Origin of the sequence: Actinacidiphila glaucinigra (genome assembly GCF_900188405.1) — a bacterium.
GTDB classification, from domain to species: domain Bacteria; phylum Actinomycetota; class Actinomycetes; order Streptomycetales; family Streptomycetaceae; genus Actinacidiphila; species Actinacidiphila glaucinigra.
Window position 1 is genome coordinate 90548 of the sequence record NZ_FZOF01000031.1, and the last position, 14919, is coordinate 105466.

The window sequence follows — 14919 nt, forward strand, 5'->3', positions numbered from 1 at the left end:
GAGGGCCCTTCCGGCGTCCGGTGGCGGTGTCAGCCGCGGACGGCGTCGAACACCTCCTCGGCCTCGGAACCCAGGTGCGGTCCCGCCAGCCAGCGCGGGCCGTCCTGCGGACCGATCGAGGTGTTGCTGACCAGGGCCTGTTCTCCGCCGGGCCGCCGGGCGAACCAGCCGCCGCCGGACGAGCCCGCCGTCATGGTGCAGCCCAGCCAGTGCATCGTCGGCGCCGCCGGGTCCAGGGCGAGCCGGACCGGGTCGCCCGAGCAGTGGTACTGCTGGTAGCCGAAGCCGTCGAAGGGGGCCGCCGCCGGGTATCCGCGGATGTCCATGGCGTCGATGCCCGCCGAGGTGGGCGCGTCGAACCAGACCGGCACCGAGGCGCCGACCGTCTCCTCCAGCGACGTGTCCGAGTCCGGGTTGGTCACCTTCAGCACCGCGAAGTCGTAGGGGTAGGCGGAACTCGTCTCCGAGGACTCCCCGCCCCCGTCGATCCACTGCTGGGAGGTCCCCGCCTTCGTCGCCCACCACGTGCCGTAGGGGGCGAGCTGCTCCTTGCCGGCACCGCGCAGCGCGGCGCCGCTCAGGCCGGTGTCGTTGAAGGACGGCACGAAGACGATGTTGCGGTACCACCCGCCCCGGGCGCCCGCGTGCACGCAGTGGCCCGCCGTCCACACGAGGTTGCTGCGGCCCGGGTTCGCCGGGTCGCTCACCACCGTGGCCGAGCAGACCGCCTGGCCGTCGGGCATGTCGAAGAGCAGCTTGCCCGTGGCCGGGGAGGCCTCGTGGTACGGGGTCGCGAGGCGCTGCGCCCGGATCGCGGCGGGCTCCGGGTCGGTGGCGCCGTCGTTCGCCTGCCGCAGGTCGGGCCGTTGCTCGTCGTCCGGGGTGCCGTCCGCGTTGCGGAGCCGGTCGGCGTCCCAGAGGTCCTTGATGATGGGGTTGATGAAGTCGGCCGCGTCGCGCAGCCACTTGTCCTTGTCCCAGTCCTTCCAGCCGCCGTTCTTCAGCGCGTCGGCCCACTTGTCCAGGTCGTCGAGGCTGGTCGGGAGGGCGGTCGGCAGTTGGAGTCCGCCGTCGCCGGACGTCGCGGTGGGCGTCGGGCTCGGCTTGGCGTCGGCGTTGTCGTCGGACGGGCCGCAGGCCGTCGCGGTCACGGCGAGCAGTGCCGCGGCGACGGCGGCCGCGGCCAACCGGCTTATCGGTGCCATGGGTTGTGGTCCCCCTGTTGTCAACACATCGTCAACACGTCGTCTGCCCGCTCGAGGGCGACCCCTCACCGTGCCCTCGAGGAAAGGACGGCGGACGCCGCGCCGACGGTTCCTCGCCAGGATCTCGGCCCCAGGCAGTTGCCGGTAAGCGCGTGCCTCGTTGGTAGCTCCGGGAACGCAAGCGCCGACACCGAGGAGTGAGCACGTGGCCGCCATGCCGAGCGCGAGGTGCCGACCGGCGGTGCACGAGGGCGAGTCCGACGACAGCGAGGGCATCCTGCGGCGCCAGTCCCAGCGCGAGTCCGCCGCCCGCACCTACGCCCGCTCACTGCCCGTCGTCCCCGTGCGGGCCCGCGGCATGACCATCGAGGGCGCCGACGGCCGCCGCTACCTCGACTGCCTCTCCGGCGCCGGCGCCCTCGCCCTCGGCCACAACCACCCCGTCGTCCTCGAGGCCATCCGCGGCGTCCTCGACTCCGGTGCGCCACTCCACGTCCTGGACCTCGCCACCCCGGTCAAGGACGCCTTCACCACCGCCCTCTTCGAGACGCTGCCGCCCCGGCTCGCCCGGCACGGACGCATCCAGTTCTGCGGCCCGGCCGGCACCGACGCCGTCGAGGCTGCCCTCAAGCTCGTCCGCACCGCCACCGGCCGCGACGGACTCCTCGCCTTCTCCGGCGGCTACCACGGCATGACCGCCGCCGCCCTCGCCGCCACGGGCGACACCGCCGTCCGCGGCGCGGCGGGCACCGCCGACGCGCGGGTCACCCGGCTGCCCTACCCGTACGACTACCGCTGCCCGTTCGGCGTCGGCGGCGAAGGCGGCGCCGAACTCTCCGCCCGGCTGACGGAGAGCCTGCTCGACGACCCCAAGGGCGGCATCCAGCCCCCCGCGGGCATGCTCCTCGAACCCGTCCAGGGCGAGGGCGGCGTCATCCCCGCCCCCGACACCTGGCTGCGGCGGATGCGCGAACTGACCGCCGCCCGCGGCATCCCGCTCATCGCCGACGAGGTGCAGACCGGGGTGGGGCGCACCGGGACCTTCTGGGCCGTCGAGCACAGCGGGATCGTCCCCGACGTGATGGTCCTCTCCAAGGCGATCGGCGGCAGCCTCCCGCTCGCCGTCATCGTCTACCGCGAGGAACTCGACTGCTGGCAGCCCGGCGCCCACGCCGGCACCTTCCGCGGCAACCAGCTCGCCATGGCCGCGGGCACCGCCACCCTCGCCTATGTGAAGCGCAACGGCCTCGCCGAGCGTGCCGCCCTGCTCGGGGACCGTATGCTCGCCCGGCTGCGGGGCCTGGCCGCGGAGCACCCCTGCGTCGGCGACGTCCGCGGCCGCGGCCTCATGCTCGGCGTCGAACTCGTCGACCCGGAAGCGGCCACCGGTCCCGGGGCCGTCCCCCCGACCGCGCCCCGCCTCGCGGCGGCCGTCCGCAGGGCCGCCCTCGACCGCGGGCTCATCGTGGAACTCGGCGGCCGCGACAGCAGCGTGATCCGGCTGCTGCCCCCGCTGACGATCACCGAAGAACAGTCAGAAGCCGTCCTGGACCGCCTCGCCGACGCCCTCGCCGCGGTGACGGCGGTCCGGGCGTGACCTTGCGCCCACCGGCCCCGTTCCGGGGCGGATCCCACCGGACGCCGACCCCACACGGAGCGAAGCGATGACCGTACGTCCCGGCGAAGAAACCACCGTGGCCGTCCCCCAGCAGCGCGCCGCCGCGGCCGAACCGCAGGACCGCGCCACGCTGCCGGACCGCGCCCGGCCGGCGGGCCACGCCGGGCCGCCGACGCCGACCGACCCGTCGCCCGGCCCGTCGTCCGGCGCCGACCCGCTGGAGCAGGCGGATCCGTGGGCCGCCGCCGACGCCGCGGGCACGGAGGTCCTGCTGCGCTGCTGGGTCCGCGAGACGGGGCTGCCGCCCGAGCCGGACGGCCGCACCCTGCGCGTCCCGCTCCCCGCGAGCGGCACCGAACTCCTCGTCCCGGTCCACCACCGGTCCGCCGTCGGCCACCACCGCTTCGGCGCCCCGCGGCCGGCCGCCGGAGGCGCCCCGCTGGACGCCGTCACCCTCGCCGCGCTGCTCGCCCGGGAGGCCGCCGCGACCGGCCCGGACGGGCCCGGCCTCGTCGCGCGCGTCGCCGACTCCGTACGCCAGACCGCCGCTTTCCTCGCCGCCCGCCGCGCCCGCCCCGCCGCCCCCCACGGCACCGACCCCTTCCTCGACGCCGAGCAGGCCCTGGTCCTCGGCCACCCGCTGCACCCCGCGCCCAAGGGCCGCGAAGGACTCACCGAGGCCGAGGCCGCCGTGTACGCCCCGGAGCTGCGCGGGGCCTTCGCCCTGCACTGGCTGTCCGTGCACCGCTCGCTCCTGGCCACCGACTCCGCCTGGACCGAACGCGGCCGCCCCGTCCCCGCCGAGCGGCTGCTGGCGGCCCTCGCCGGACCGGAACTCGTCCGGCGGCTCCCCGCGGGCACCGTGGCGCTCCCCCTCCACCCCTGGCAGGCCCGCGAGGTCGCCCACCGCCCCGGGGTGCGCGCACTCCTGGAGGCCGGACTCCTCCACGACCTCGGCGCCGGCGGCGACCCCTGGCACCCCACGTCCTCGCTGCGCACCGTGTACCGGCCCGGCTCCCCCGCGATGCTCAAGCTCTCGCTGGCCCTGCGGATCACCAACTCCCGCCGCGAGAACCTCCGCAAGGAGCTCCACCGCGGCGTCGAGGTGCACCGGCTGCTCCGGGCCGGCCTCGCCGCGCGCTGGCACGCCGCCCACCCCGGGTTCGACATCGTCCGCGACCCCGCCTGGCTGGCCGTCGGCACCGCCGCCGGCGTCCCCGTACCCGGCCTCGACGTCGTCCTGCGGCACAACCCCTTCGGCCCCCGCGACGAGGTGCGCTGCCTCGCCGGCCTCACCGCCCCCCGCCCCGCCGCGGGCGGCGGCGCCCTGCGGTCCCGGCTCACCGAACTGCTGTCCCGGCTCGCGTCCCGTACGGGACGACCGGTGGCGGCCGTCGCCACCGAGTGGTTCCTGCGCTACCTCGACGCCGTGGTGCGGCCCGTGCTGTGGCTCGACGGCGAGGCGGGCATCGCCCTGGAGGCCCACCAGCAGAACACCCTGGTCGTCCTCGACGCCGACGGCTGGCCGTCCGGCGGCCGCTACCGCGACAACCAGGGCTACTACTTCCGCGAGTCCGCGCGCGCCGGCCTCACCGCCCTGCTCCCCGGAGCCGGCGACCGCAGCGACACCTTCGTCGCCGACGCCGTCGCCGACGAGCGCTTCGCCTACTACCTCGGCGTCAACAACGTCCTCGGCCTCGTCGGCGCCCTCGGCTCCCAGCGCCTCGCCGACGAACGGGTGCTCCTCGCCGCCCTCCGCCGCTTCCTGGAACAGGCCGCCCGCACCGGCCGCTCGGGCCTGCCCGGGCGGCTGCTGGAGGAACCCGTGCTGCGCTGCAAGGCCAATCTCCTCACCCGGCTGCACGGGATCGACGAGCTCGTCGGCCCCGTCGACACTCAGTCCGTCTACGTCACCGTCCCCAACCCGCTCACCGCCTGACGAGAGGAGGCCGCGACCACCGTGGCGACCGCCGACCCCACCCGCGCCCCCGCCTCCCCGGCGGCGACCGCCGACCCCCGGGACCCCCGCGACGAGAACGCCGACGACACCCTCGACCTCGAACTGCCTCCCGAGGTCCGCGCCCTCTTCGACGAGGACCTCACCGCCGACGACCGCGCCGGCGGCGCGACCGCCCTCGACGACCTCCTCGACGGCGTTGCCGACTGGGGCCCGGTCGGCACCCCCGCGGGCACCTTCCAGCTCGTCCCCGTACGCCCCGAGCGCGACCTCCCTGTCATCACCCGCTGGATGAACGACCCGGCCGTCGCGGAGTTCTGGGAACTCGCGGGCCGGCCCGAGGTCGCCGAGCGGCACCTGCGCGCCCAGCTCGACGGCGACGGGCGCAGCATGCCCTGCGTCGGGGTCCTGGACGGAGTGCCGATGAGCTACTGGGAGGTCTACCGCGCCGACCTCGACCCGCTGGCCCGCCACTACCCGGCCCGCCCCCACGACACCGGGCTCCATCTGCTCATCGGGCCCGTCGCCGACCGGGCCCGCGGTCTCGGCGGCACCCTGCTGCGGGCCGTCGCCGACCACACCCTGCGCCGGCGCCCCCGCTGCACCCGGGTGATCGCCGAGCCGGACCTGCGCAACACCCCGTCCGTGGCCGCCTTCCTCACCGCTGGCTTCCGCTTCTCGGCGGAGGTCGAGCTGCCGGGCAAGCGGGCCGCGCTGCTGGTCCGCGACCGCGTACTGCGTCACGTCCTGTGACCCGCCGGTCCCGCAGGGGGACCGGCTCGTGGCCGGTGGTGGGGACCGCGTTGTCGGTGCCGCCCCGTAGGCTGGACGCCCTATGACACAGCCCTCGAAGCCCGCCCTCACCGACCTCCTCCACGCCGCTGTCACCGCGGTCGGCGGGGTGGAGCGGCCCGGCCAGGTCGCCATGGCCGAAGCCGTCGCCGAAGCCGTGGACAACGGCTCCCACCTGCTCGTCCAGGCCGGCACCGGAACCGGCAAGTCGCTCGGCTACCTGGTGCCCGCGCTGGCCCACGGCGAGCGCGTGGTGGTCGCCACCGCGACCCTGGCCCTGCAGCGCCAGCTCGTCGAGCGCGACCTGCCGCGCACCGTCGACGCGCTGCAGCCGCTGCTGCGCCGCGAACCGCAGTTCGCGATGCTCAAGGGGCGCTCCAACTACCTGTGCCTGCACCGGCTCCACGAGGGCGTGCCGCAGGACGAGGGCGACGGGCTCTTCGACCAGTTCGAGGCCGCCGCACCGACCAGCAAGCTCGGCCAGGACCTGCTCCGGCTGCGCGACTGGTCGGACGAGACGGAGAACGGCGACCGCGACGACCTGACCCCCGGCGTCTCCGACCGCGCCTGGCAGCAGGTCGCGGTGACCTCCCGCGAGTGCCTGGGCGCCTCGCGCTGCGCGTACGGCGCCGAGTGCTTCGCGGAAGCGGCGCGCGAGCGCGCCAAGCTCGCCGACGTCGTCGTCACCAACCACGCGCTGCTGGCCATCGACGCCCTCGAAGGTGCGCCCGTCCTGCCCGGCCACGAGGTGCTCGTCGTCGACGAGGCCCACGAACTGGTCTCCCGCGTCACCGGGGTCGCCACCGGCGAGCTCACCCCCGGCCGGGTCAACCGGACCGTGAAGCTCGCGGCCAAGCTGGTCAACGAGAAGGCCGCCGACGCGCTGATGAGCGCGTCGGAGGGCTTCGAGCGGCTCATGGAACTCGCCCTCCCCGGGCGTCTCGAGGAGCTGCCCGAGGATCTGCGCTACGCCCTGATGGCGCTGCGCGACGCCTGCCGCCAGGTCATCACCTCGCTCGGCGAGACCCGTGACCGCTCCGTGCAGGACGAGGACGCCGTGCGGAAGATGGCCCTCGCCGCAACGGAGAACGTCCACGAGGTCGCCGAGCGCATCGTCGAGGGCTCCGAGTACGACGTCGTCTGGTACGAGCGCCACGACCGCTTCGGCGCCTCGCTGAGGGTCGCCCCGCTCAGCGTCTCCGGGCTGCTGCGGGAGAAGCTGTTCACCGAGCGCTCCGTCGTCCTGACCTCCGCCACGCTCCGGCTGGGCGCCGACTTCAACGGGGTCGCGGCCTCGCTCGGGCTGGCCCCTGAGGGCACCGTGGCCGCCGAGGGGGAGGAGGAGCCGCCGGTCTGGAAGGGCCTCGACGTCGGCTCGCCCTTCGACTACCCCAAGCAGGGCATCCTCTACGTCGCCCGCCATCTGTCGCAGCCCGGCCGCGACAGCGGCCGCGAGGACATGCTGGACGAGCTCGCCGAGCTGATCGAGGCCGCGGGCGGCCGCACACTCGGGCTGTTCTCGTCCATGCGTGCGGCCCAGGCCGCCGCCGAGGCGCTGCGCGGCCGTATCGACCACCCGATCCTGCTGCAGGGTGAGGAGACCCTGGGCGAGCTGATCCGCCGCTTCGCCTCGGACGCCCGCACCTGCCTGTTCGGCACCCTCTCCCTCTGGCAGGGCGTGGACGTGCCCGGGCCGAACTGCCAGTTGGTGGTCATGGACCGGATTCCGTTCCCCCGCCCCGACGACCCGCTGATGAGCGCACGGCAGAAGGCGGTGGAGGAGAAGGGCGGCAACGGCTTCATGGCGGTCGCCGCCACGCACGCGGCCCTGCTGATGGCCCAGGGTGCCGGCCGGCTGGTGCGGGCCTCCGGGGACCGCGGGGTCGTCGCGGTGCTCGACCCCCGGCTGGTCACGGCACGCTACGGCAGCTTCATCAAGGCCTCGATGCCGGACTTCTGGCAGACGACCGACCGCAACCAGGTCCGCCGCTCGCTGGCCGCCATCGACGCCGCCGCCCCGGCGGCCGAGTGACGCCGCCGGGCACCCCGGCAGCACAGCAGCAGCCCCCGGCACACAACGGGGCCCCGGAACCGGCGCAGAGGTCCCGGGGCCCGGTCACGGGCGGGTCCTGGGTCAGACCCGGCGCAGCACCGCCACCACCTTGCCGAGGATGGTCGCCTCGTCCCCGGGGATGGGCTGGTACGCGGCGTTGTGGGGCATCAGCCACACATGCCCGTCCTCGCGCTTGAAGCGCTTGACCGTGGCCTCACCCTCGATCATCGCGGCGACGATGTCGCCGTTCTCCGCCACCGGCTGACGGCGCACGGTCACCCAGTCGCCGTCGCAGATGGCGGCCTCGATCATCGAGTCGCCGACGACCTTCAGGACGAACAGCTCGCCGTCGCCCACCAGCTGGCGGGGGAGCGGGAACACGTCCTCGACGGACTCCTCGGCGAGGATCGGGCCGCCGGCGGCGATCCGGCCCACCAGGGGGACGTACGACGCGGACGGCTTGCCCGCGGTGTCCGTGGGCTGCGCCTGCGTGGAGTCGGAGGCGCGCACCTCGTACGCCCGGGGGCGGTGCGGGTCGCGCCGGAGGAATCCCTTGCGCTCCAGGGCCATGAGCTGATGGGCGACCGACGAGGTGCTCGACAGCCCGACGGCCTGGCCGATCTCACGCATGGACGGCGGGTATCCGCGCCGCTGGACGGAATCCCGGATCACCTCGATGACACGCCTTTGGCGGTCGGTGAGTCCGGAGCTGTCCGCCCGGATTCCTGGAGGTCGTCCGGGTAGCGCTCGCGCGGGCTTTGGCGTCTCGTCGTTCATCGCTTCCATCGGGCGTACCCGGTCCTGGGGGCGGTCATGGGCGGTCAATGCGGCGCTGTCGGCGGTGGTGGTCACGGCGGCCCCTCTCGAGATGTTCTCCCTAGTAGGACAACGGTAGTTGCTTTCGAAAGGTTGCGCCAAACACACGTTCGAGTGAATTTGCATGGATCCGCTGTCGCGATCAAGGTGTAGATGGTATTGATCGAATATAATTTCGAATTCGTTCCGCATTCGGGATCCGAACACCGTTTCCCCGGGCCGGTATTGCGCCGGCACCCCCGTGCGCCCGCCCGGTTCCATGATGCGCGAGCCGTGACGATCCGTACACCCAGTGTGTCACTCGCGCCCCGGCTCCCCCGGGAGGCGCCGCGTCGCGTAGGCTCCCGTCCCGTCGGCGGGCCGCGACACGCGGTCCGTGCGATGGGCGCATGTGGCCACCACGCCACCAGATCTAGTGGTTGGATGGTGTGCAGCCCCCACAAGTAGTGGTCCCCGGGTCATCAAGCCCTTCCGGATCGCCTATGCTTGTGGCTGCTTCGCGGGGCCGTCACCGGCCCCTCGGGCTCAGAAGTCGTGCGCTCACCGTGGGTGAGGGAGGGAGAGGGAAACGATGCACTGCCCCTTCTGCCGACACCCCGACAGTCGCGTCGTCGACAGCCGGACCACCGACGACGGCACCTCGATCCGCCGTCGCCGGCAGTGCCCCGACTGCGGCCGCCGTTTCACCACCGTGGAGACGGCCTCGCTGATGGTGATCAAGCGCAGCGGGGTCACCGAACCCTTCAGCCGCAACAAGGTCATCGCGGGGGTCCGCAAGGCCTGCCAGGGCCGGCCCGTCACCGAGGACGCCCTCGCCCAGCTCGGGCAGCGCGTCGAGGAGGCGGTACGCGCCACGGGCAGCGCCGAGCTGTCGACCCACGACGTCGGACTGGCCATACTCGGCCCGCTGAAGGACCTGGACCTGGTCGCCTACCTGCGGTTCGCCTCGGTCTACCGGGCCTTCGACTCGCTCGAGGACTTCGAGGCGGCGATCGCGGAGCTGCGCGACCAGGGGCCGCCGGGCGACACCGGAGGGCGGGACCGGGACGGAGCCGTCCCCACCGCCACCGTCGCCGCGCCATAGCGGCGCGCACCGGCACCGGACTTGCCGGGCACCTGGGGGTGTACCGGCCATGAGAGACACAGACGCGGGAAGACCGCGGCGCTTCAGGGCGTTTTACCTGTAATGCCTGTAATGGGAGGCGGCACATGACAGAGACGACGAGCGGCCCGGCACGGGGTTCCCGAGCCAAGGCCGGCAAGGCGGCCGCGGCGGCCCCCGCCGCCAAGGGCCTGCGCATCGAGCGCATCCACACCACCCCGGGGACGCACCCCTACGACGAGGTGGTCTGGGAGCGCCGTGACGTCGTCATGACCAACTGGCGCGACGGCTCGATCAACTTCGAGCAGCGCGGCGTGGAGTTCCCCGACTCGTGGTCGGTGAACGCGGTCAACATCGTCACCAGCAAGTACTTCCGCGGCGCCGTCGGCTCCCCACAGCGGGAGAGCAGCCTCCGCCAGCTGATCGACCGCGTGGTCATGACGTACCGCAAGGCCGGCGAGGACCACGGCTACTTCGTGTCGCCCGACGACGCGGAGATCTTCGAGCACGAGCTCACCTGGGCCCTGCTCCACCAGGTCTTCAGCTTCAACTCCCCGGTCTGGTTCAACGTCGGCACCGCGCAGCCGCAGCAGGTCTCGGCGTGCTTCATCCTCTCGGTCGACGACTCCATGGAGTCCATCCTCGACTGGTACAAGGAAGAGGGGATGATCTTCAAGGGCGGCTCCGGCGCCGGCCTGAACCTCTCCCGCATCCGCTCCTCCAAGGAGCTGCTCTCCTCCGGCGGCAACGCCTCCGGCCCCGTCTCCTTCATGCGCGGCGCCGACGCCTCCGCCGGCACCATCAAGTCCGGCGGCGCCACCCGCCGGGCGGCCAAGATGGTCGTCCTGGACGTCGACCACCCGGACGTCGAGGCCTTCATCGAGACCAAGGTGAAGGAGGAGGAGAAGATCCGCGCCCTGCGCGACGCGGGCTTCGACATGGACCTGGGCGGCGACGACATCGCGTCCGTCCAGTACCAGAACGCCAACAACTCCGTGCGCGTGAACGAAGAGTTCATGAAGGCGTACGAGAACGGCGGCAAGTTCGGGCTGCGTGCCCGGATGACCGGCGAGGTCATCGAGGAGGTCGACGCCAAGGCCCTCTTCCGCAGGCTGGCCGAGGCCGCCTGGGCCTGCGCCGACCCCGGCATCCAGTACGACGACGTCATCAACCACTGGCACACCACGCCGGAGACCGGCCGCATCACCGCGTCCAACCCGTGCAGCGAGTACATGCACCTGGACAACTCGTCCTGCAACCTCGCCTCGCTCAACCTGATGAAGTTCCTCGACGACGACGGCAAGGGCAACCAGCGCTTCGACGCCGTGCGCTTCGCCAAGGTCGTCGAGCTCGTCATCACCGCGATGGACATCTCCATCTCCTTCGCGGACTTCCCGACCCAGAAGATCGGCGAGACCACCCGCGCCTTCCGCCAGCTGGGCGTCGGCTACGCCAACCTCGGCGCGCTGCTCATGGCGACCGGCCACGCCTACGACTCCGAGGGCGGCCGCGCGATCGCCGGTGCCATCACCTCCCTGATGACCGGCACCTCGTACAAGCGTTCCGCGGAGCTCGCCGCGGTCGTCGGCCCGTACGACGGCTACGCCCGCAACGCCACGGCCCACAAGCGCGTCATGAAGCAGCACTCCGACGCCAACGCCGTCGCCACGCGGATGGACGACCTGGACACCCCGGTCTGGGCCGCTGCCACCGAGGCCTGGCAGGACGTCCTGCGCCTCGGTGAGAAGAACGGATTCCGCAACGCGCAGGCCTCCCTGCTGGCCCCGACCGGCACCATCGGCCTGATGATGGACTGCGACACCACCGGCATCGAGCCCGACCTCGCCCTGGTCAAGTTCAAGAAGCTGGTCGGCGGCGGCTCCATGCAGATCGTGAACAACACGGTCCCGCAGGCCCTGCACCGCCTCGGCTACCAGCAGGAGCAGATCGAGGCGATCGTCGCCCACATCTCCGAGCACGGCAGCGTGCTCGACGCGCCCGGCCTGAAGCCCGAGCACTACGAGGTCTTCGACTGCGCCATGGGCGAGCGCTCCATCGCGCCGATGGGCCACGTCCGGATGATGGCCGCGACCCAGCCGTTCCTGTCCGGCGCCATCTCCAAGACGGTCAACATGCCGGAGTCGGCGAGCGTCGAGGAGATCGAGGAGATCTACTACGAGGGCTGGAAGCTCGGCCTGAAGGCGCTCGCGATCTACCGCGACAACTGCAAGGTCGGCCAGCCGCTCTCCGCCAAGAAGAAGGCGGACGAGAAGAAGGCCGAGCAGGCGCCGGCGACCGCCCCCGCCGCCGTCGAGAAGGTCGTCGAGTACCGCCCGGTCCGCCGCCGGCTCCCCAAGGGCCGCCCGGGGATCACCACCTCCTTCACGGTGGGCGGCGCCGAGGGCTACATGACCGCCAACTCCTACCCGGACGACGGTCTCGGCGAGGTCTTCCTGAAGATGTCCAAGCAGGGCTCGACCCTCGCGGGCATGATGGACGCCTTCTCCATCGCCGTCTCGGTGGGCCTGCAGTACGGCGTGCCGCTGGAGACCTACGTCTCGAAGTTCACCAACATGCGCTTCGAGCCGGCCGGCCTCACGGACGACCCGGACGTGCGGATGGCGCAGTCGATCGTCGACTACATCTTCCGCCGCCTGGCGCTGGACTTCCTGCCCTTCGAGACCCGCTCCGCCCTCGGCATCCACTCCGCCGACGAGCGCCAGCGCCACCTCGACACGGGCTCCTACGAGCCCGCCGCCGAGGAGGTCGACGTCGAGGGCCTGGCGCAGTCCGCCCCGCGCCAGACCGAGGCGCCCAAGCCGGCCGCCGCCGCGACGCCCGAGGCCGAGCCCGCCGCGGTGACCCCGGCGCCGAAGACGGCGCACAACTCGACGGAGCTGCTGGAGATCCAGCTCGGCCTCAACGCCGACGCCCCGCTCTGCTTCTCCTGCGGCACGAAGATGCGCCGCGCGGGCAGCTGCTACCTGTGCGAGGGCTGCGGCTCCACCAGCGGCTGCAGCTGACGCCGGGGCCTGATCGGGCCGTTCCGCGCGTGTCCCCCCGAAGCTCCGCTTCGGGGGGACACGCGCGTGTCGGGGGCCGTACGGGCGCGCGGCCGGCCGGCCGGCGGCCCCGTCCCGCCCCACCGCGCACTCGGCGGAATCCGGTGGCACGGAAAGTGGCACGCGCTTTCTATTCGGGCCCGCGCGGGCCCGAATAGGGTCGAGGCGACTGCTGTCGAATTCCCGTGACAGGGAGGCCTTTCCCCCCTCCGGCGATCGGCGCCTTTCCTCCCCGTACGCCAAGGAGCCCCCGTTGTCCCCCGACCCCATCGCCGACACCGTCGCATCGCTGATCCCGGCGGCGCGGAGCGAACTCGCGGAACTCGTCGGGTTCAGGTCGGTCGCGGACCCCGCTGTCGCACCCCCCGAGGAATGCCACAAGGCCGCGGCCTGGGTCGCCGGCGCCCTGCGGGACGAAGGGTTCGCCGACGTACGCATCCTCGACATGCCCGACGGCCACCAGTCGGTGCTCGGGCACCTGCCGGGCCCGGCGGGGGCTCCCACGATCCTGCTGTACGCGCACTACGACGTCCAGCCGGCCCCGGACGAGCAGACTTGGCGGACGCCGCCGTTCGAGCTGGCCGAACGTGACGGACGCTGGTACGGACGGGGCACCGCGGACTGCAAGGGCGCCGTGCTCATGCACCTCCTGGCCCTTCGCGCGCTCAAGGCGAACGGCGGCCTGCCGCTGAACGTCAAGGTGATCGTCGAGGGTTCCGAGGAGCAGGCGACGGGCGGTCTGGAACGGTACGCGCGGGCCCACCCGGAAGCGCTCGACGCGGACGTGATCCTCATCGGCGACGCGGGAAACTTCCGCTTCGGGACGCCGACCGTCACCGCGTCGCTGCGCGGCATCACGATGCTCCGGATCGGCGTCGAGACCCTCCGCGGCAACCTGCACTCCGGCCAGTTCGGCGGGGCCGCCCCCGACGCGCTCACCGCACTCGTCAAGATCCTTGGCTCGCTGGTGGACGAGGACGGAACGCCGCGGGTCGACGGGCTGGAGGCCGACGGAGAGTGGCGCGGCCTGACCTACCCGGAGACCGACTTCCGGGTGGACGGCGGGGTGCTGGACGGGGTCGGCCTCGTCGGTACCGGCTCCGTCGCGGACCGGCTCTGGGCGCGGCCGTCGGTGAGCGTGATGGGGATCGACTGCCCTCCCGTCGTGGGGGCCACGCCCTCGGTCCACGCGAGCGCGCGGGCGGCGATCAGCCTGCGCATCCCCCCGGGCGTCGACGCCGCGCGGGCCACGGAACTGCTGACCGCCCACATCGAGAAGCACACCCCGTGGGGCGCGCGGGTGTCGGTGGAGCAGGTCGCCCAGGGCGAGCCGTTCCTCGCCGACACCTCGAGCCCCGCCTACGCGGCCATGGCCGAGGCCATGCGCACGGCCTACAGCGGTCGCGACATGGACATCGCGGGGCTCGGCGGCGGGATCCCGCTGTGCAACACCCTCGCCTCCCTCTACCCCCGGGCCGAGATCCTCCTGATCGGGCTGTGCGAACCCGAGGCGCAGATCCACGCCGTGGACGAGAGCGTCTCCGTCGACGAACTGCGGCGCCTCGCCGTCGCCGAAGCCCATTTCATGCGCCTTTACGCGGGGAGAGGCGACCGGGCATAGCGGGCCGGAGTGGATCCTTGGAATTCGCGTGTCATCCCCGCAGGAAAGCGCGGCCGTTCTTACTGCGCGTCGCCCATTGGAGCACCTGGTGCGGAAATCACTTCTGCCCGCCGTATTCGCCACCGCTGCCCTCGGGGTGTTCGTCGTCGCACAGCCGCGGGGGTCCGACGCGCACGGGGCGCCGGCCGACGCCGCCCCCGCGGCCGGTCTGCGGATCGGCGCGGTCTGCTCGTCGGACATCGCGTACGCCACCGATGTCTCCTGCGGGCTGGGCGACTTCGGGGACGTGCGCTTCCGGTGCCCCGAGGGCACCTCGGCCACGCCGTGCCTGCGGACCCGCACCGTCACCCTGGAGAACACCGGCCGTACGCCCCTGCGGCTCGTCACCATCAGCGGTTCGGCGCCCGGCGAACGGCACGAGGCCGTCTCCGGCCTTGTGCGGCCCGGGGCCCGCACGGCCCTGGCCCCCGGGGCCGGCGACACCTACCTCTACGACATCGTCCTGCGTTTCGACTCCGGCCCTGCCGAGGCGCGGGTCGTCGCCCTGTCCTGAGGCCGGCCGGCCGGCGGGACCCGTCAACCGATGACCAAGGAGAATCGCGCGATGTCCGACCTCGGACGCCTGGTGGCCGGGAGGTACCGGCTGGTGGAGCGGATCGGCCGTGGTGGCATGGGCACGGTGTGGCGGGCCGA

General features: G+C 73.1%; 10 protein-coding genes. 8 read left to right on the forward strand and 2 right to left on the reverse strand.

From position 1 onward, the window contains the following. Positions 1-29: 29 nt before the first annotated feature. Positions 30-1205, reverse strand: coding sequence for a trypsin-like serine peptidase (locus CHF15_RS37340; protein ID WP_179280129.1), 1176 nt, complete (start codon positions 1203-1205; stop codon positions 30-32). Between the two features lie 214 nt (positions 1206-1419). Between CHF15_RS37340 and CHF15_RS37345 the strand changes: the two genes are divergently transcribed. The 4 genes from CHF15_RS37345 (at position 1420) to CHF15_RS37360 (ending at position 7604) form a co-directional block, all read left to right on the forward strand. After that, entirely contained in the window at positions 1420-2802 is a 1383-nt protein-coding gene (locus CHF15_RS37345; protein ID WP_089228393.1) for a diaminobutyrate--2-oxoglutarate transaminase family protein, read from the forward strand. A 67-nt stretch (positions 2803-2869) separates the two neighbouring features. Next, positions 2870-4762 (forward strand): IucA/IucC family protein, encoded by a 1893-nt coding sequence (locus CHF15_RS37350; RefSeq protein ID WP_089228383.1) that lies wholly within the window; start codon positions 2870-2872, stop codon positions 4760-4762. 21 nt (positions 4763-4783) lie between these two features. Further along, the gene (locus CHF15_RS37355) at positions 4784-5533 is read left to right on the forward strand and encodes a GNAT family N-acetyltransferase (RefSeq protein ID WP_089228384.1); all 750 of its coding nucleotides are present in this window, start codon (positions 4784-4786) and stop codon (positions 5531-5533) included. Positions 5534-5615: 82 nt separating this feature from the next. Further along, the gene (locus CHF15_RS37360; RefSeq protein WP_089228385.1) at positions 5616-7604 is read left to right on the forward strand and encodes an ATP-dependent DNA helicase; all 1989 of its coding nucleotides are present in this window, start codon (positions 5616-5618) and stop codon (positions 7602-7604) included. A gap of 102 nt (positions 7605-7706) precedes the next feature. On the opposite strand, the gene lexA is transcribed toward CHF15_RS37360, so the two are convergent. Beyond that, positions 7707-8477, reverse strand: coding sequence for a transcriptional repressor LexA (gene lexA / locus CHF15_RS37365; protein WP_026251503.1), 771 nt, complete (start codon positions 8475-8477; stop codon positions 7707-7709). 535 nt (positions 8478-9012) lie between these two features. On the opposite strand from lexA, the gene nrdR reads away from it, so the two are divergent. The 4 genes from nrdR (at position 9013) to CHF15_RS37385 (ending at position 14779) form a co-directional block, all read left to right on the forward strand. Beyond that, positions 9013-9525, forward strand: a complete 513-nt coding sequence (gene nrdR / locus CHF15_RS37370; RefSeq protein ID WP_018561833.1) for a transcriptional regulator NrdR — start codon at positions 9013-9015, stop codon at positions 9523-9525. A gap of 125 nt (positions 9526-9650) precedes the next feature. Next, entirely contained in the window at positions 9651-12566 is a 2916-nt protein-coding gene (locus tag CHF15_RS37375; protein WP_089228386.1) for a vitamin B12-dependent ribonucleotide reductase, read from the forward strand. A 292-nt stretch (positions 12567-12858) separates the two neighbouring features. Then, entirely contained in the window at positions 12859-14226 is a 1368-nt protein-coding gene (locus CHF15_RS37380) for a dipeptidase (protein WP_089228387.1), read from the forward strand. A gap of 88 nt (positions 14227-14314) precedes the next feature. Next, positions 14315-14779: a hypothetical protein gene (locus CHF15_RS37385; RefSeq protein ID WP_245939245.1), complete on the forward strand. Its 465-nt coding sequence runs from the start codon at positions 14315-14317 to the stop codon at positions 14777-14779. Positions 14780-14919 lie beyond the last annotated feature (140 nt).